The 19,661-nt window shown below is 27.8% G+C and carries 19 protein-coding genes; 7 read left to right on the top strand and 12 right to left on the bottom strand.

Going from position 1 to position 19,661, the window contains the following annotated elements; genetic code table 11:
* The first annotated feature begins 108 nt into the window (after positions 1-108).
* The 5 genes from LPC13_RS03265 to LPC13_RS03245 all read left to right on the top strand — a co-directional run bounded on the left by LPC13_RS03265 (position 109) and on the right by LPC13_RS03245 (position 5,420).
* On the top strand, positions 109-1,470 hold the full coding sequence (locus LPC13_RS03265; RefSeq protein ID WP_040419629.1) for a Mur ligase family protein: 1,362 nt from the start codon (positions 109-111) through the stop codon (positions 1,468-1,470).
* A gap of 14 nt (positions 1,471-1,484) precedes the next feature.
* Positions 1,485-2,207, top strand: a complete 723-nt coding sequence (locus LPC13_RS03260) for a type 1 glutamine amidotransferase (RefSeq protein WP_005213945.1) — start codon at positions 1,485-1,487, stop codon at positions 2,205-2,207.
* A 29-nt stretch (positions 2,208-2,236) separates the two neighbouring features.
* Complete coding sequence (locus tag LPC13_RS03255; protein ID WP_005213944.1) at positions 2,237-3,517, top strand: D-alanyl-D-alanine carboxypeptidase family protein; 1,281 nt, start codon at positions 2,237-2,239, stop codon at positions 3,515-3,517.
* Between the two features lie 259 nt (positions 3,518-3,776).
* On the top strand, positions 3,777-4,544 hold the full coding sequence (locus tag LPC13_RS03250; RefSeq protein ID WP_005213943.1) for a flavin reductase family protein: 768 nt from the start codon (positions 3,777-3,779) through the stop codon (positions 4,542-4,544).
* 15 nt (positions 4,545-4,559) lie between these two features.
* A complete protein-coding gene (locus LPC13_RS03245) occupies positions 4,560-5,420 on the top strand; it encodes a 50S ribosomal protein L11 methyltransferase (protein WP_005213942.1) in 861 nt (286 codons plus the stop codon).
* A gap of 39 nt (positions 5,421-5,459) precedes the next feature.
* Here LPC13_RS03245 and LPC13_RS03240 read toward each other — a convergent pair whose 3' ends face one another.
* The 4 genes from LPC13_RS03240 to glsA all read right to left on the bottom strand — a co-directional run bounded on the left by LPC13_RS03240 (position 5,460) and on the right by glsA (position 10,297).
* A complete protein-coding gene (locus LPC13_RS03240) occupies positions 5,460-6,002 on the bottom strand; it encodes a lytic transglycosylase domain-containing protein (RefSeq protein WP_005213941.1) in 543 nt (180 codons plus the stop codon).
* Between the two features lie 14 nt (positions 6,003-6,016).
* Positions 6,017-6,613: a dephospho-CoA kinase gene (gene coaE / locus LPC13_RS03235; RefSeq protein ID WP_005213940.1), complete on the bottom strand. Its 597-nt coding sequence runs from the start codon at positions 6,611-6,613 to the stop codon at positions 6,017-6,019.
* 9 nt (positions 6,614-6,622) lie between these two features.
* A complete protein-coding gene (gene polA / locus LPC13_RS03230) occupies positions 6,623-9,232 on the bottom strand; it encodes a DNA polymerase I (protein WP_005213939.1) in 2,610 nt (869 codons plus the stop codon).
* A gap of 144 nt (positions 9,233-9,376) precedes the next feature.
* Entirely contained in the window at positions 9,377-10,297 is a 921-nt protein-coding gene (gene glsA / locus LPC13_RS03225) for a glutaminase A (protein WP_040419627.1), read from the bottom strand.
* Positions 10,298-10,511: 214 nt separating this feature from the next.
* On the opposite strand from glsA, the gene LPC13_RS03220 reads away from it, so the two are divergent.
* On the top strand, positions 10,512-11,741 hold the full coding sequence (locus LPC13_RS03220) for an aminopeptidase (protein ID WP_005213937.1): 1,230 nt from the start codon (positions 10,512-10,514) through the stop codon (positions 11,739-11,741).
* A gap of 205 nt (positions 11,742-11,946) precedes the next feature.
* On the opposite strand, the gene LPC13_RS03215 is transcribed toward LPC13_RS03220, so the two are convergent.
* From LPC13_RS03215 to LPC13_RS03195, 5 genes are all read right to left on the bottom strand, one after another.
* The gene (locus tag LPC13_RS03215; protein ID WP_005213936.1) at positions 11,947-12,123 is read right to left on the bottom strand and encodes a hypothetical protein; all 177 of its coding nucleotides are present in this window, start codon (positions 12,121-12,123) and stop codon (positions 11,947-11,949) included.
* A 96-nt stretch (positions 12,124-12,219) separates the two neighbouring features.
* Entirely contained in the window at positions 12,220-13,425 is a 1,206-nt protein-coding gene (locus LPC13_RS03210) for an NADP-dependent isocitrate dehydrogenase (RefSeq protein ID WP_005213935.1), read from the bottom strand.
* A gap of 316 nt (positions 13,426-13,741) precedes the next feature.
* On the bottom strand, positions 13,742-14,023 hold the full coding sequence (locus LPC13_RS03205; RefSeq protein WP_005213934.1) for a tripartite tricarboxylate transporter TctB family protein: 282 nt from the start codon (positions 14,021-14,023) through the stop codon (positions 13,742-13,744).
* Between the two features lie 182 nt (positions 14,024-14,205).
* A complete protein-coding gene (locus LPC13_RS03200; protein WP_005213933.1) occupies positions 14,206-15,666 on the bottom strand; it encodes an amino acid permease in 1,461 nt (486 codons plus the stop codon).
* Positions 15,667-15,734: 68 nt separating this feature from the next.
* Entirely contained in the window at positions 15,735-16,757 is a 1,023-nt protein-coding gene (locus LPC13_RS03195; RefSeq protein ID WP_195245340.1) for a pyruvate kinase, read from the bottom strand.
* Between the two features lie 176 nt (positions 16,758-16,933).
* Here LPC13_RS03195 and LPC13_RS03190 point away from each other — a divergent pair, with 176 nt between their 5' ends.
* Complete coding sequence (locus tag LPC13_RS03190; protein ID WP_005213931.1) at positions 16,934-17,422, top strand: DUF4883 family protein; 489 nt, start codon at positions 16,934-16,936, stop codon at positions 17,420-17,422.
* A gap of 62 nt (positions 17,423-17,484) precedes the next feature.
* On the opposite strand, the gene folK is transcribed toward LPC13_RS03190, so the two are convergent.
* From folK to LPC13_RS03175, 3 genes are read right to left on the bottom strand one after another with little or no spacing between them, the layout of a single operon-like run.
* Entirely contained in the window at positions 17,485-18,297 is an 813-nt protein-coding gene (gene folK / locus LPC13_RS03185; protein ID WP_005213930.1) for a 2-amino-4-hydroxy-6-hydroxymethyldihydropteridine diphosphokinase, read from the bottom strand.
* Positions 18,298-18,306: 9 nt separating this feature from the next.
* Positions 18,307-19,116 (bottom strand): dihydropteroate synthase, encoded by an 810-nt coding sequence (gene folP, locus LPC13_RS03180; RefSeq protein WP_040419626.1) that lies wholly within the window; start codon positions 19,114-19,116, stop codon positions 18,307-18,309.
* A gap of 55 nt (positions 19,117-19,171) precedes the next feature.
* Positions 19,172-19,651: an HD domain-containing protein gene (locus LPC13_RS03175; RefSeq protein ID WP_005213928.1), complete on the bottom strand. Its 480-nt coding sequence runs from the start codon at positions 19,649-19,651 to the stop codon at positions 19,172-19,174.
* Positions 19,652-19,661: the final 10 nt, after the last annotated feature.

The following is a 19,661-nucleotide window of genomic DNA, read 5'->3' as shown; positions in this document are numbered from 1 at the left end:
GTATTGATGTAACATTTAAAACAATATTATAATTTTGTTTATAATATTACTTTTATATGATTATAGTTCAATATTATTGTTAATAATGTAAATAAATTATTGTAGGTGGTGAAGGAAATTAGTATTAAGTCAATCGTAAGTATATTAGCAACAAAATTCACATTATTTCTAACTAAAACCATTTTAAAAGGTGGGACTACTTTTCCTGGGAGAGTAGCTCTAAAGCTAGATAATAACATTTTATCTAAAGTCTCTAAAGGCTATAAGGTTATTTTGGTAACAGGAACTAATGGTAAAACTACTACTACAAGCATGATTTATAACATCCTAAAAGAAAAAGGTCTAAACGTAATAACAAATAACACAGGTGCTAATCTTTTCCCTGGAATTGTTACTACTTTTGTAGGACACTATAAGTTCTTTAACAATAAAGGTGAAGATAAATATGCAGTAATTGAAGTAGATGAGGCCAATTTAAAGTATATAACAAAATATCTTACTCCTGAAATAATAACTGTAACAAATCTTTTTAGAGATCAGTTAGATAGATATGGTGAGGTATATACTACTTTAACTAAAATTTTAGAAGGAATAACTCTTGTTCCTGAAACAAAGCTAGTTTTAAATGGTGATGAATCTCTTTTAGGTAAACTAGATGTAAAAAACCCTTGTATTTTTTATGGATTCAAAACTGCAATTAATGAGAATAAAACAATAGATGTTAATGCAGATTCTAAATTCTGCAAATTCTGTAAAACGCCTTACAGTTACAACTTTGTTACATATAACCATTTAGGTGATTACTACTGTACAGGCTGTGGCTATACTCATCCACAGATAAAATATGGTGTTGATAAGATTATAGAACTAACAGCTGAAAGTTCTACTGTTAAATTTGGTGATACTGAAATATTCTTAGGACAATCTGGAGTTTATAATATTTACAATGCTCTTTGTGCCTATGCTATTACTAAAGAACTTAATGTAGATGATGCTACTATAAAAAAATCTTTAGAAAGTCAAAGTTCTAGCTTTGGTAGACAAGAAATTATAAACATTGATGATAAAGAAGTAAAAATAATCCTAGTAAAAAATCCAGCTGGATATAATCAAGCACTCGATACATTGTGCCTAAATAAAGATGCTTTTTCATGTGCATTCTTACTTAACGATAATTATGCAGATGGTAGAGATGTTTCTTGGATTTGGGATGTTAACTTTGAAAATTTAGCCAACGTAAAATTAGATGAAGTTTATGTTTCTGGTATGAGAAGCTTTGATATGGCTGTAAGACTTAAAACAGCTGGGCTATCCCCTTCAAGCTTTGTTATAGAAGAGGAATATGAAGGCTTAACTGAAAAAATCAAAAATGGTAAAAATAAAAAATTATATATCCTTGCAACTTATACTGCAATGATAAATTATAGAAAGTACTTACACTCTAAAGGTTATATAAAAAATCTTTGGTAGAATAGGAGGATATTATGGAATTAAATATATGTCATCTTTATCCTGATCTTTTAAATGTTTATGGTGATGTTGGTAATATATTAATATTAAAGCATAGAGCTGAAGAACGTGGTATTAAAGTTAATGTATCTAATATTTCATTAAATGATGAATTTAATGCAGATGATTATGATATTGTATTCTTTGGTGGTGGCCAAGACTATGAACAAACAATAGTATCTGATGACTTAATGGATAATAAAAAAGATGAATTATCTAGGTATATTAATAACGGTAAAGTTCTAATTGCAATTTGTGGTGGATATCAATTACTTGGTAAGTATTACACTGCTCCTAACGGAGAAAAAATCAAAGGATTAGGTATACTAGACATTTATACTGAAGCTGGTGACACTAGATTTATAGGTAATACTGTTATCTATAATGAAGAATTTGATGAAACTTATGTAGGTTTTGAAAATCACTCAGGAAGAACTTATCTAAATGGACTTAAGCCTCTTGGTAAATGTGTTCATGGGTATGGTAATAACGGTTCTGATGGATATGAAGGATGTATTTATAAAAATACTTATTGTACTTATTTCCATGGTGCACTTTTAGCTAAAAACCCTGAGCTTGCAGATAGATTTATAAAAACTGCACTTGAAATAAAATATTCTGAAGTAGCTCTTGAAAAATTAGATGATACTTTAGAATTAAAAGCTAAAGAAGTAATGATTACTAGATTAAATAAATAATTAAATATTATAAATACGGAGAGATTATAATGAGAAAGAATTTTTTCAAAACAATTGTTTTATTTATTTGCTTAACATTAATAGTACCATTTATATCTACTGTTAATGTATTTGCAGCTACAAATGATGCTCCTCAAATAATTGGAGAATCGGCAATTACTATGGATTTAGATACTGGTGAAATTATTTACTCAAAAAATGCTGATGTAAAACGCTCACCAGCAAGTACTACTAAACTTTTAACTTCTTTAATCTTTGCTGAAAATAAGAGTAAAAGCGATTTAATTCCTTATACAGATACTTCAGCTTCTCTTACTGAAACTACTTTAAGTGGTTATTTATCTGGCGGAGCAAAGCCTGGAGATACTATGACTGCTGATGATGTTATGAAAGCTGTTATGATTTTTTCTGCAAACGACGCTTCAATTATGATGGCTGAATCAGTAGCTGGTTCTGTAGATGCTTTTGCAGCTATGATGAATGAAAAAGCTAAAGAACTTGGTGCTGTAAATTCAAACTTCATTAATCCTAATGGGTTAGAAGTTAACAATACTACTCACAATGTAACTACAGCTTATGATTTAGCTCTTATAGGTAAAGCAGCCTATCAAAATGATTGGATAAGAGAAACTATGGAATTACCTTCAACTTCTGTATCAATTAACGATGCTAAAATAATAATAGATACAAGAAATAAAAATCTTGGTAAAGATGGTAATGTTGGTGGTAAAACAGGAACTGAAACTATGGCTGGTCATTGTTTCGTAGGTTACTACACTAGAGATGGCAGAAACTTAATTACTGTTGTTTTAGGTTCTGAATATGGCGCAGAAGGTATTAACGTATTTAATGATACTAAATCAATAGCAGATTATAGTTATAACGCCGAAAAAGTTCCTTTTAAAACTGCAGGAACTGAAATTGGTACTACAGAATTAGAATATAAATTATTTAGATTCTTCGGTCCAACAAAAACAATAACTGCACCAGTTGTACTGGATTCAGACATAATGTATTATGATAATGACTATAATTCAGCAAATGCTAAAATTGAATTATCTAATACAGACTTAGATGCTTGGAAAGTTGCTTCAAACAATACTGTTGATTTAACCTTCTCTATAGCAGGATATAATGAAACAGTTCAAGGTAGTGTTCAATTATCTACTGGTCAATTATTAAAAGCTAATTTCCCTATATATGCAGCAGCTGTGCTTGCTATAATAATTGCAATAGTTTTAATAGTTGTAATTGTTAAATTGATTTCAAAATCAAATAGAAGAAATAGAAGAAGTAGATATTACAGATAATCAAAAATGGCAAATGAAGGATTAAACTATTATAACAGTTCCTTTAATTGCCATTTTTAATTTTTAATTAGTTAATTTTTTAATTTAATTATTTAGATAGTTACCCTTACTCTATAACCCCAATTTTAAATCTCTAAGTCTTACTTTACCTAATAACTCTTATTTCTTGATGGTTTACCTTATCTTCATTGATCTTCTTGTAACTTTATTATTCTTTATGTTATAATCGTAAAGATAATTTTGAAAAGGTGTGAAAAATATGAATGAAAAGGTAGACTTTAAAGGTAGCGTTATTTTAAACCCAGTACCTGTTGTCTTAATAACTTCAAAAAATAAGGAAGGTAAAGAAAATGTTTTTACTGTAGCATGGACAGGAACCGTTTGTACTAAGCCACCTATGCTATCAATCTCAGTAAGACCAGAACGTCTTTCCTATGAATATATAAAAGAAACTATGGAGTTTACAGTAAATCTTCCTACTTCTAACATGACTAAAGCCGTTGATTACTGTGGAGTTCGTCCTGGTAGAAAATTTGATAAAATTAAAGAAATGAACTTTACAATGAAACCTGGTACTAATATCAATGTACCATATATTGATGAATGTCCTGTTTCAATTGAATGTAAAGTTAAAAGCATAATACCATTAGGTACTCATGATTTATTTATCGCAGAAGTTGTTGGTTCTCATGTAAATAAAAATTTAATGGACGAAAAAGGTAAAATACATTTTGAAAATGCAGATTTAATAACATATTGTCATGGAGAGTATTTTAAAATGGATACCGAAGCTTTAGGTAAATTTGGTTACTCAGTTGCAAAAAAACCTTTAGCCATAAAAAATTCTCAATCAAAAGATGCTGAAACTAGTGTTAAAGTTAAAAATTCATCTCCATCAAAAGAAAAAAATAATAAAAAATCTAACTATAAAAAAAGTTCAAAAAAGAAGAATTCTTCTAAAGCAAACTTAAAGAGTAAATCTAAAAAAACATATATTTCAAAGAAAAAGAATAATTCTACTAAATAATGAAAGGATGATTTTATGTTTATAATTTCATATAAGCTTCCATATGCAAAATTAGACTCTACAATTGAAACTTTAGCAATAAACGATATATATAACGTATTCTATGAAAATCCTTTAGAAATAACTACAGACGATTACGGATATGGTTATTTAGAAAAAGAAGATGAAGATATAATATTAAAAGTTGCTTTTGAAGATAAAAAAGAATATTTAGATGATTTTATTAAAACTTTAACTTCACTTTTAAATATGGATTACATAAATATAGAAGAAAATAATTATGATTATACTACATATGATTTCCCAGCTATACATTTAGATGATACTTGGGTAATTGCAAATCCAGAAGAAGATTTTGAAGATAAAAAGAAAATTAACTTTATATCTCAAGGAGCATTTGGTACAGGACTTCATGAAACTACACAAGACATATTAAAATTAATATTAAATGATTTAGATTTAAAGAATAAATCTGTATTAGATATAGGAACTGGTTCTGGAATATTATCAATTGCTGCTTCTATCGCAGGTGCTTCTATAGTAGATGCTGTTGATATTAGAGATATAACAGATGAGGTATTATTAAATTCTTCTTTAAACAATCTAGAAAATATTACTCCTATTGTTGGAAATATCCTAGATGATTCCTCTCTAATTACTAATAATTATGACTGGATATTCATAAATATCGGTGGTGAAGAAACTAAAATGTTTATGAATTTTATTAAAACTCATTTAAACACTAATGGTACTATTTTAGTTTCAGGACTTGTTGAATGGAGTTTTGATGAAATAAAGGAAAATGTAGAATCATACGGATTTAAATTACAAAGTAAACATCAAACAAATGAATGGGTTACGGCTATTTTTAAATAACAAAAAGGCAAAGGTTAAATCTAACCTTTGCCTTTAATTTTATCTATAAAAAAACTTATAGATGTTATAATTTAAAGTCACTTTATCTACATATTTTTTAGTTTCCTTAAATGGAATATAAGTTAAACTTTTACCATCTATAGAATATTCAGGATTTTTAAGCCATTTTGTAACATTTCCACTTCCACCATTATATGCAGCTAATGCTAAGCTTAAATCATCAAATTCACTAATTAAATTATTTAAGTACCAACAACCAAACTCAACATTCACTTCTGGATTTAAAAGCTTCTCTGAAGAAAAATCTTCAATACCTAATGTCTCTGAAATCCATTCTCCTGTACTATCCATAATCTGCATTAGTCCTTTTGCACCTTTATTTGAAATTGCATTTTTATTAAAATTGCTTTCAGCCTTAATTACAGACAGAACTAACAGGGGATCAACTTCATATTTCTCACTATACTCATTAACTATATCACTATACTTATACGGGAAAATATATTGCTTTACACCATATACTGAAGCTAAAGCAAGTGAGACAATAATAATAAGACTAATTATTATTTTTTTAAAATTCATTTACTCTCCCTACTTTAAATAGATTTCAAAAATTCAATAAGTAAGTCTACTTGTGCTTTAGTCTTAGGTAACGTATCATTATTTTCAATTATTATATTAGCAAAATCTCTTTTTCTTTCTAAAGGCATTTGAGAATTTATTCTATTAATTGCTTCATCCCTTGCTAATGCATCTCTAGCTCTTACCCTTTGAATTTGAGTGTTACTATCCACCCACACTAAAATAACATAATCCATATCTTTATGCAACTCATTTTCTATTAAAGTAGGTGCATCAAGAATTATTATATCAGCGTTTTTTTTCTCATAGTAATCTATTTTTTCGTAAATTTCTCTTTTTATATAAGGTAATATTATACCTTCATATTTCTTTCTTTCCTTTGGAAATCTAAAAATATGATTTCCAAATTCTTTTCTACGAAATTCTCCTCGCCAATCAAAAAATCCTGAGCCAAAATTTATCTTAACCATTTCTAATATTTCAGGATACTTAACTAATACCTCCTTAGCTATAGTATCTGCATCTATTACATTAAATCCAGCTTCTTTTAGCATAAAAGATACTGTACTTTTACCAGAACCTATTCCTCCTGTTAATCCAATTTTAATCATACTTACCCCCTATTTAGCATCATACCAAGTATTTCCTATATTAGTATCAACCTCTAAAGCAACAGACATCTTAAGTACATTTTCCATTTCTTCTTTTACTAAAGCTTTAACTACTTCAAGTTCTTTTTCCTTAACATTTAAAATAAGTTCATCGTGCACTTGCAATATTATTTCACTTTCTAGCTTTTCTTTGTTTAATCTATCATAAACTTTAACCATAGCAAGCTTAATAATATCTGCGGCACTTCCTTGAATTGGCGCATTCATCGCTAATCTTTCACCAAGAGCCTTTACTATTTTATTAGAAGATTTTATTTCTGGTATAAATCTTCTTCTATTTAAAATAGTTAATACATAGCCCTTTTCCTTTGCTTCCTCTTTTGCACTTTCTAAATACCCTTTAATCTTTGGATATCTATCAAAATAAATTTCCATGTACTCTGATGCTTCCTTCTTAGTTATCTTTAAATCTTGTGAAAGACTAAAATCACTTATTCCGTAAACTATACCAAAATTTACAGCCTTAGCTCTACTTCTCATAATAGATGTAACCTCTTCTACAGGTACCTTAAATACTTCTGAGGCAGTCTTTGTATGAATATCACTATGATGATTGAATGCATCTATCATATTTTTATCATCTGCCATATGTGCAAGTACTCTAAGCTCAATTTGTGAATAGTCACAAGATAATAGAACATCTGTATCCTCTTTAGGTATAAATACCTTTCTAATTTCTCTACCCATTTCATACTTCACAGGTATATTTTGAAGATTTGGCTCTGTACTTGAAAGTCTTCCTGTTGTTGTAACAGTTTGATTAAAACTAGAATGTATAGCACCGTCTTCATCTATAACATTCTTAAGGCCTTCTACATAAGTAGAATTAAGCTTAGTTATTTGTCTATAATAAATTATTTTTTCTATTACAGGATGTTTATCCATTAATTTCTCTAATACTTCTGCATTAGTTGAATAACCTGTCTTAGTCTTCTTAATTACAGGTAAATCTAACTTTTCAAAAAGAATTTTTCCTAGTTGCTTTGGTGAACTTATATTAAACTCTTCTTCACAAAGTTCATAAATTTCTTTTTCTGTTCTAGCTATTTCCTCTTTAAATTTAACTGCAAGTTCATTTAATTTTTCTTCATTAACCTTAAACCCAACAGCCTCCATACTAGATAAAATACTTATTAATGGATGTTCACAATTATAATATAATTCATCCATTCCTTCCTTGCTAATCCTATCTTTTAAATAAGAATATAATTCATCCATATTTGCTACAGCATTACAAATTAAAGTATCTCCTTCACCTTTAACTTCTTTAGTTAAGTATTCATTAATTAATATTTCTAAAGGATAGTTACTTCTTGCTGAATCTATAAGATATGCTGCAACAGCAGTATCAAATATAAAATTCTTTATTTGTATATTAAACTTATTTAAAATAGTTATAATATTTTTCCCATCATGTATAACCTTAGATATAGATTCATCTTCCATAAAGCTTTTAAGTATTTTTATAGCTTCTTCTGAATTTTCCATAGATATAAGTTTAAAGTCTATTAAGATAACTTCATTTTCAATCTTTAAGTAAAGTTTATCTAATTCTATTTTGGAATAAAGATTAGCATTTGTAGTGCTATAGCCTATATATGTTATGTTACTCTTTTTACTTAATTCATTTTTAAATGCTTCTATAGTACTAATTTCCTTTATTTCTAACCTTTCTTCTTCATTAGATTCTTCATCTTCACCTGGTAGTTTAGCTAGTAGTGATTTCATTTGCAACTTAAAGAACATCTTTTTAATTTCTTCCCTATTATAAGAATCCTGACTTTTTATATCTTCTAAGTCAAAATCTATAGGAACTTCTGTCATTATAGTAGCTAACTTTTTACTAAAAATTGCTTGCTCACTATAAGTTTCTAAATTTTCCTTAAGTTTTTTACCACTTATTTCATCTATATTAGAAAGTACACCTTCCATAGAACCATAAGTTTGAATAAGCTTAAAGGCTGTCTTCTCTCCTACCCCTGGAACTCCCGGAATATTATCTGACTTATCTCCCATAAGACCTTTAACATCTATATATTGTGTTGGAGTAACTCCAAATTCAGCTTCAAAAGCTTCTTTATTATACACAGCAGTTTCAGTAACACCCTTTTTAGTTATAACAACTTTAATGTTATCACTTGCAAGTTGAAGAGCATCTCTATCTCCTGTTACTATGAAAACTTCAATTCCATGACTCTCAGCAAACTTTGCTAAAGTTCCTATTATGTCATCTGCTTCAAAGCCGTCTATTTCATAAATATTAACTGCTAATAAGTTAAGTAATTCTTTAATTATAGGGAATTGTTCGCCAAGCTCTGGAGGCATCTTTTTTCTACCAGCTTTATAATCTTCATATTCTTTATGTCTAAAAGTCGGCGCTTTTCTATCAAAGGCTGCAACTATATAATCTGGTTTTATTTCTTCCTTCATTTTAAAAAGCATATTTGTAAAACCATAAACTGCATTAGTATGTATTCCTTCACTATTTGTAAGTGGTGGTATTGCATAAAATGCTCTATTCATTAGACTATTTGAGTCTAAAATAAGTAATCTCTCCATTTATTCCTCCAGTATTTTGACATTTTAAATCATTAGTTTTACAGTATATAACTTATAAACAAGAAATTTAAAATTATATAAAAACATTAATTTAAATAGTCCTATATTTTTATAGTATTATTTAGTAATTATATCATATTTATCTTAAAATATACTAAGTTCTAATTCTTCTGATAAATCTTTTAATATGTGGATTCCACCAATACTATTTCCTTTAGAATCTAAAGCTGGACCATAAATTCCTATGCCATATCTTTTAGGTACAGTAGCTATTATTCCACCACCAACTCCAGATTTTGCTGGTACGCCCACATGAACTGCAAATTCTCCTGATGCATCATACATTCCACAAGTAACCATTATAGTTTTTACTATTCTACATACTTCTCTTGAAATTAAAATTTCATCACTCCATGGTGCAATACCATCATTTGCAATAACAGCTGCAAATCTCGCCATATCTTTTGCTGTAGCTTCAATAGAACATTGTTTAAAATAAAGATCTAATACTTCTTCAACATTTCCTTCTAATATATTAGAGCTTTTCATAAAGTAAGCCAAAGATCTATTTCTATCTCCTGTAGCCTTTTCACTTTCATATATTTCTTTATTTATATCTATGCTAGGATTATTTGTTGCTCTTCTTAAAAAATTTAATATCCTTTGTAATTTATGATCTTCATTTTCTCCAAAAATAAGAGATGTAGTTACTATTGCTCCAGCATTTATCATTGGATTATATGGTCTATCTTGATTTCTAATCTCAAGATTAACTATACTATTAAAACCCATTCCTGTTGGTTCAACATTTACCTTTTTAAATACATTTTCTCTACCGTTATCATTAAGAGCTATAATTAAACTAACAACCTTTGAGATACTTTGAATAGTAAATTTAACATCACTATCTCCAGCCCAATACTCTTCATTATTTTTAATGTCTACAACACAAAGTCCTAGTGCTTCCTTATCTGCCTTTAATAGCGCAGGTATATATGATGCAAGCTTCCCTTCTTCTGTATATTTTTTATTTTTTTCTACTAAGTTAATTAATAAATTTTTCATTAGTTTCTTCCTTTTCATTTATTCTTGTAATACTAATTATAGTTATTTTTTTTATGGCTTACAAGATGTTGCAAGCCATAAAAATTCCAAATATAAAAGTCAAATAATATTATATCACTATAAAACTTAATAATATTATTTTTATTTCTATAATTTAACTTATTAAATATGTTATAATATTAGCGATTACTAATATTTAGGAGGGCTATATAAAATGAATAATAATTTATTAAGAAAATACGCATCCCTTGCAGTAAGTACTGGGGTAAACATTCAAAAAGATAATATATTAGTTATTAATTCACCAATAGAAACAGCTGAGTTTGCTAGGCTTATTGCTGAAGAAGCTTACATAAGAGGTGCTAAAGACGTTGTTGTACATTATGCTGATCAAAAGCTTAGTAAAATAAGACTTTCTAACAGTTCAATTGAAACTCTATCTGATGTTCCTGAATGGGTTGGAGAAAGCTATAATTATTATGCAAGACAAGGAGCTTGTTTTATTGGAATTTCTGCAAGTGATCCAGATGGTCTTAAAGGAGTTCCAATGGAAAATATAGCAGCTTCTCAAAAAGCAAGAAATGAAGCTGTTAAAGAATATCGTGAAAGTACAATGTCTAATAAGTGTCGTTGGTGTGTATTATCTGTTCCAACTCTTTCTTGGGCTAAAAAGGTATTCCCAAATGCTACTAATGATGAAGCTATGGAAAAATTATGGGATGTTATTTTTAAAACAGTAAGAGTAGATAATGAAGACCCTACTTTAGCGTGGGAAAAACATAATTCTTCTTTAGCTGAAAAAATTAAATTTATGAATGATAATAATTTTAAAAGTGTACATTTAACTAGTTCTAATGGAACAGACTTAAATATAGAACTTCCTGAAGGTCATCTTTGGGCTGGTGGAAGTGAAGATGATGTTAATAATATTCCTTTCAATGCAAATATGCCAACTGAAGAAGTATTCACACTTCCTAAAAAAACTGGTGTTAATGGTATAGTTTATTCAACTAAACCTCTTAGCTATGGTGGAAATTTAATAGATAATTTTTCTATCACTTTTAAAGATGGTAAGGCTATAAATTTTACTGCTGAAACTGGATATGATGTATTAAAGCAAATGCTTGATAGCGATGAAGGATCTAAATATTTAGGCGAAGTAGCTTTTGTTCCTTATGATTCTCCAATTTCAAATTCTGGACTTATTTTCTTCAATACTCTATTTGATGAAAATGCTGCTTGTCATTTAGCCTTTGGTAGAGCTTATTCTTCTTGTGTTAAGGATGCTGAAAAATACTCAGAAAAAGAATTAGAAGAAATCGGAGTTAATGATTCTATAATTCATGTTGATTTTATGATAGGAAATAATGACCTTAATATTACTGGAATTAATAAAAATAATGAAACTATTCAAATTTTCTCTAATGGAAATTGGGCATTTTAAGTAAAGTTCTAAATTTTAAATTCAAATAATTAAATCTTTAATTTAGTTATTTGAACTTACCTACTTGATTATTTAGCAACTTACTCTGCTGATAAGCTGAATTTTCTTTTAAAAATATTGATAAAAAAGAGTGTTTACAAATAAACACTCTTTTTTTACTATTCATCTTAACACTTTCCTATTATCAACATGTATATAACTTTTATTATGGTTCTATCTTTTGAGCTGAATCTGGTCTTGGATTATCTTTACCTAACTTTCTTGACTCCTTTGAATATCCAACCTCATTAGCTGTTTCCTCTCTCATTTTTCTCATTTCACTTCTTGTCTTTTGACCTGACTTTTTATTATCTTTAGAATTCTTATTATTTTTATGAGACATAATTTTTCCTCCTTTGCTTTTATAATTATTTTATGTTGACTAAAATAATTTATGCCTCTAAATCCAAACCAATATTTGGACCTTAGAGGCATCCTTTTACATTGTTTCTAATGTCTTTCTTATTTCTTTAATAAAGTCATATGTGTTTACAGTTTTAACTTCTTTTAAGTCTGTAAGAAGTGCTAAATCTTTAGTCATAACTCCCTCTTCAATAGTTTTAATAGCAGCATTTTCTAGCTTGTCTGCAAAACTAACTAACTCTAAATTAGAGTCTAATTCTCCTCTTTTTCTTAAAGCTCCACTCCATGCAAAAATAGTTGCTATGGAATTAGTTGATGTTTCCTCTCCTTTTAAATGTTTATAGTAATGTCTTTGAACTGTTCCATGAGCAGCTTCATATTCATAATATCCTTCTGGGGATACTAAAACTGAAGTCATCATTGCTAAAGAACCAAAAGCAGTTGCAACCATATCACTCATTACATCACCATCATAATTTTTACAAGCCCAGATAAATCCACCTTTAGATTTTATTACTCTAGCTACTGCATCATCTATTAGCGTATAAAAATACTCAATATTTGCTTCTTTAAAACGTTCTTTATACTCATTTTCAAATATTTCATAAAAAATATTCTTAAAAGTATGATCGTATTTTTTAGAAATAGTATCTTTACTAGCAAACCATAAATCTTGTTTTGTATCTAAAGCAAAGTTAAAGCAACTTCTTGCAAAGCTTTCTATTGATTTATTAGTGTTATGCATTCCCATAACCACTCCACTATCATTAAATTTATGAATTAATTTTCTTTTCTCCTCTCCATTTTCATCTGTAAAAACTAATTCTGCTTTTCCTTTTCCTTCAATTTTCATTTCAACATTCTTGTAAATATCACCATAAGCATGCCTTGCAATAGTAATTGGTTCTTTCCATGTTCTAACAAATGGTTTAATTGAACTTACTGTTATTGGTGCTCTAAAAACTGTTCCATCTAAGATTGATCTAATAGTTCCATTAGGACTTTTCCACATTTCTTTTAAATTATACTCTTTAATTCTATCTGCATTTGGAGTTATTGTTGCACACTTAACTCCTACCCCATATCTTTTTATAGCTTCAGCAGCCTGTACTGTTACTTCATCATTAGTTTCATTTCTATACTCTATCCCCAAATCATAATATTCTGTTTTTAATTCAATAAAAGGTTTTAATAATTCATCTTTTATCATTCCCCAAATAACCCTAGTCATTTCATCTCCATCCATTTCAACTAACGGAGTTGTCATTTTTATTTTTTTCATAAATATAGCCCCTTTTTATTTATTTTATTTTTTAATATCAATATCCTAATTATACCATATTTTCAAGGTAAATCAACTAACATTTGATAGTATATATCCTTTTACTTGCATTTATATTATATATATATATTTTTTTATAGGCATTATATATTATTTATGAATTATTTTTATTTTTTCTTGCAATTTTTTTAATTTATTTTTTACAAACTTTAAATTAAACATATAAAAAACACTATATATAGCTAAACTAAATAAACATTTTGTTATAGCCTTATATAGTGTTATAAACTAATTAAATTTTAAAAATTATTCTCTACTAATCTACATCTTCATAGTCAACATCTATAACTTTACCTGTGTAATCTTCATTTGAAGAACTTGGTTCATAAATATCATTATTTTGCTTATATGAAGAAGTATATGTTTCATTGTTTTCTTTTTTATTTTTCAATCCTAAGCTTTTTCTAACTTTATATACTATGTACGCTACCAATGCAGCAACTAAAACATATGGCAATATAAAGCCTACAAATCTAATAATAGCTATGAAAACCACAATTCCAAATATTGTCCATATAATCGATTTGAAACTACTCATTATAACCAACCTCATTTTTTAATAATATTTTATCCATAGCCCCATTATACTATGAAGATATATTTTTTGCAATATAAGTTATTTATTATTTTTTTATAAGGTTATAAATAACTTATATTTCTAAAAAAACTGCATATTAAAAGTCATGTAACTTATTAATATGCATAAATTTAATTTTAATACTATGCACTAATATTAGAAGCTTCTTCTAAATTAGACATATCATTTTTTCTTTTCGCAATTACAGGTAATATAAATCCTAAACCTATTAATATAAATGGAGTTGCCACATTTAATGAAACTTGGAACCACCATTCACCAGTAAATGCTTCAACACTATTTGGGAACATCCCCATTATACAAGCAAATGCAGTAAATGCAAAACACCAAATTCCTATTGTCATTGCAATCTTATCATTTTTAACAAATTTATAATCTGATTTATATTTATCTGCTGCCTTTTTAAGACCTATAAAGGCTAAGAATACCCAAAGATATCTCATTGGCATAACTACAGAATTTAATTGTAATAACCAATCAAATAATGAATTCATATCTCCAATACCAAGTGCAGGTACTATTATAAGTATTCCAACTAATATAGCTGTCATCATATAACCATTAATCGGTGCACCATACTTATTAGTTTTAGTTAAAGCTTTTGGTATAAACTTTCTATCTCCATCTGCTAAAAGCACCTTAAGTGGAGCATCAATTGAGAATACTAATGCAGATATTTGTGCTAGAAGATTAGCTAATGCGTAAATAATTATGAATAACTTACCAACGCCATAGTATTCACCTAGCATTTGGAATGCATAATACTGTCCATTCATTTTTAAATCAGCTGGAATATTATTTGCATCAAACATCATTGCCATTGCTACTGAACCAAGTAATGCAGAAACTGCAACCATCATTGCTAATGCAATCATCCCTTTTGGGAAGCTTTTACTTGGATTTTTCATATTATTTACATATGGTGATATCTTTTCAGCTCCTCCAACTGCAAATACTAACATTGAAAGTGTTGTAAAATATGAGAAATTAAATTCTGGCATCATATTTTTAAATTCAAAGCTAGTTGTTGCTGGTTGTATTCCTCTTATTGCAGGTGCAGCTAACATTAAAACTACATATAATAAAGACATAACAAATACAGAGGTACCTGCTATTGTTCCTATTAATTTAAGTGAAGTTATACCTCTTGATGCAACCCATAAGAAAAATAAAAATACTGCTAAAGTTAAAAGTTGAGCAATTAATGGATCCATACCTTTAATAAAATTACCATCTTGCTTTACAGTCCACCCTAAAGCTATTAAAGCAGCTTGTGGCTTTTGAGCTAAATATGGAATATGTACAACCCAGTATGTCCACCCTGCAAAATAAGCTAAAGTAGGTCCGAATGTACCCTTTATCCAAGAACTTACTCCCCCTTTACTTTCTCTAAATACAGAACCTAGTTCACCTACCATTAAGGCATATGGTACAAAGTATAAAGCTATCATAAGTACCCATGAAACTACTACTGTTAATCCTTGATTGGCAAAGTTATTTACAACATTACCAAAACCCCATACAGATACAAATGCCATCATAGCTAAGTTGTACCATCTTAGATTTCTCTCTTGTTCATTCATTTTATTTCCTCCTAAGTAAAATATACTCTTTAATAATACAAAGTAAGTGCCTTTTTGTCTATAATATATTACTCCAATTTACTAAAACTTTTTATTATTTTTTGAATAAAAACTATACTTTCTATAGGTCTTTTCCCAACAGAAGTCTCTGAGGCTAACAAAAATCCATTTACTCCATATTTTATAAAATTGCAAATACTTTCTACTTCTGTAATATTAGGAGTATCCTTTTTCATCATACTATCCAATAAATGTGTTGCTACTATTATTTCCTTTTTTAATTCTTCTTTTTTCAAACTATTCAATAATTTCATTTCTCCAATTACAGAGTTAATCAATCCACACTCTGGTATTAAATCTCCTCTTGCAATAACTATTCCATCACTTACATTTAATATATTTTTATAATTCTCTAAGCCAGTAGTTGTTTCTATTTTAGAAAATATTTTCACTTTATCATTATCATAATTACTGTTTTTTATAAACTTTCTTATTTCTAAAATTTCTTTATCATTTTCTACAAATGATTGTGCAATAATATTAATATCCTTATTCAATGCCCATTTTAAACATTCTTTATCTCTCTTAGATAATATTACTTCTCCATTATTTATACCCGAAATATTACATCCCTTTCCACCTCTAATAATTCCATCATTAATAGCCTTTGCCTTCAAAAAAACTTTATCTTTATCTACAATCTCAAACTTTATAGTGCCATCCTTCATAGATATATATTTTATATCATTATTTTTTATAATATCTGACTTTAATGTTAATGGTATAATCTTTTCATAAATATTCATACAAATGGATTCATAAATATCTTCACTACAAAATAGAATATTTTCGCCCTTATTAACCTTAAAAACTTTATTTATTTTTTCAGACACTCTTATCTTTTTGCCACATAAATCAGCCATAATAGAAATATCCGACTTTATATTCCTTGCTTCTTCTATTACAAACTTAAACTGTTCTTCATAAAAGTGAGAAAAATTCAATCTTAAAGTATCTGCCCCATTATAGATAGCTTGCCTTATTATTTCCTCATTAGCTGAATTTGGTCCTATGGTTGCAATTATTCTCATTAATACTCTATCCTAAAATATTGATTACAAAATATAATATTATTATTGTTTATCAATTATTACTATGTTTCAACACTTTATTATCTAAAAAATACATTATTTTCGAAAAAGTTATTTGTTCTAAAAATTTAATTAACAGAATATTTATATGTATAACCTATTTTAGGAGGATTAAAATGAAATACATAAAATTCATTATTTTAATTTTATTAATTTCTCTATTACCTAGTTGCACTTTTAATGACCCTAAATATTTAAATTTAAAAGAAAAGCCTAATATTTATTATTATTCAAATGAAGTATATAAAAACCTTAAAAAGGATAAAAAATTTACTTTAAAAGTCTTTGATGTTAATTATTATCAAGAATATATAGTTTCTCCTGAGGACTATGATATTTTATTATCTTTTTTAGAATCATTAAATATGGATAATTATAATAATGATATTGATATATCTGAAAAAACAATCACTTATAAACTAATTGTTGAATTTGAAGATTCTAAATATCTTTTCAATGCTTATGATAATAATACAGTTACTCTTTTCCCTTGGGATGGAAATTTTGCAGAAGATATAATTACTATGGATGGTGTTTCTGAGCATAATAATATTTATTCATTTTGTCTTTATGTAATTAATAAATCTCATAAAAATAGCCAGTAATATTAATCCTCTTGATTAATATTACTGGCTATTTATACACAATTAAAATTTATTTATATAATTTATTTTATTTCTTCTAATAATTCAAATACTCTTTTATTTTTAAGTGGATGAAGTGCATATGGTGCAATTTCATTTAATGGCTTTAATACAAAATCTCTTAAATGCATTAATGGATGAGGAGTTATTACAAATTCATCATTACTAACTATATCATCAAATAAAACTATATCTAAATCTATTATTCTTGGTCCCCACTTAACTTCTCTAACTCTTCCAAGCTCAAGTTCTATTCTAAGAAGCTCTCTCATAAGCTCTTGTGGTGTTAAATAAGTTTTAATCTCTAAAGCACCATTTAAAAATTCATCTTGATCCTCATTTCCCCACGGTTCTGTAGTTATAAATGAAGATACCTTAGATATTTTTATACCTTCAATTTCTTCTATCTTTTTCATAGCATTAATAAAGTTTTGTTCTTTATCTCCCATATTACTTCCTATAGTAATATATGCCTTATGTCTACTTCTAGTAGTCTCAACAGCAGCATAATCTAAATGTCTTCCTATAGGTGCCCATGGCTTCTTTAATAATACTTTTACTTCATTAACTATAGAATAATTATCTAATACAAATTTAGCGATTTTATCTACTACCGTTTCAATCAAATCTATACTTTCACTTTGAAATAAATCTATTACCTTATGACATAAGTCACCATAATGAACTGACTTTGTTAAATCATGAGTTTTAGCACATTCTTTAATATCTAAAGAAAGTTCTAATGATAATATAAATTTTTGACCTAAAACTTTTTCTTCTTGAAATAAACCATGATTTGCAAAAATTTCAATATCTTTTAAATATATTTTATCCATTACTTTTACCTACTTTACTCTTAATATTGCATCAGTCATTAAAGCTGCTCTTTTATTTTCTAATACATCATGTACTCTTACAAACTCTAAACCTTTCATTATTCCCATAACTGTAGTAGCTACAGTGCCTTCCACTCTTTCTAATGGCGGTAAATTTAAAGTTAGTCCTATCATTGATTTTCTTGAAGTTCCTAAGAGTACAGGATATCCCATTTCTTTTACCTTTTCACAATTGTTCATAACTTTTAAATTTTCCTCATAAGTTTTTGTAAAACCTATACCTGGGTCTAAAATTATATTTTCCCTTTTAACACCATTTCTTAATGCTATATCTATACTTTCTTGTAAATCATTAATTACATCATCTATTAAATTTACATATGGTATATCTTTTCTATTGTGCATTAATATAATTGGTACATCATACTTAGCTGCAACCTTAGCTATATTTTCATCATATTTAGCCCCCCAAATATCATTTATAATATCAGCTCCAGCTTTAACTGCCTCTTCTGCTGTTTTACTTTTATATGTATCAATTGATATAGTTATATCCATTTCTTTCTTTATGGCTTTTATTATCGGGACAACCCTTCTTATTTCCTCATCTTCACTAACAAAGTCTGCTCCAGGTCTCGTAGATTCTCCCCCTATATCTATTATATCTGCTCCATCTTCCACTAACTTTTTAGCTTGAGCTACAGCAGCCTCTATCTCATTAAACTTCCCACCATCCGAAAAAGAATCTGGTGTAACATTTAATATTCCCATTATGTAAGTTCTTTCACCTAATTTGAACTCCTTATTCCCAATTCTCAAAATAAAACCTCCCTCTAACTATATAATTAATCTTAACTTTTCAACATCACAACTGTTAATATGTAATTCTAAAGTTTTTCTTTTCTTTGCTCCAATAACATTCGTTTTCTGCTTCACATCTAAAGCATTGTCTAGATAATTTATCTGCTTTATAAATTATCTCTTCAAGTTTGTTATCACTTTCTTTTCTATGATTGGCTATTCCATTTAAAATTACATCAATTTCATCTTTTGTAAAATCTGTTCCCTTTAATATTTCAACACTCATTTCTACACTTGCAATATCATGATTAGTTCCATCTTCATATTGCTTTACTCTTCCTATATCATGTAAAAGCCCTATTGCATAAATTACGTCTTTAGAGTAATTTAATCCTTCCTCTAAAGTCATAATATAAGCAATTCTTGAAACATTCATAAAATGCTCCATATCATGTTTACAAAACTCTCTCTTTTCTTCATATTCTTCAAGTTTTACTATTGCTTCTTTATAAGTATTATTATTAATAATACTATTTACTCTATTATTACTCATTTTATAATTC

Source organism: Clostridium celatum (assembly GCF_021412605.1).
Taxonomy (GTDB): domain Bacteria; phylum Bacillota; class Clostridia; order Clostridiales; family Clostridiaceae; genus Clostridium; species Clostridium celatum.
The sequence above is the reverse complement of the archived record's forward strand: the minus strand, read 5'-3'. Positions and strand labels throughout refer to the sequence as shown.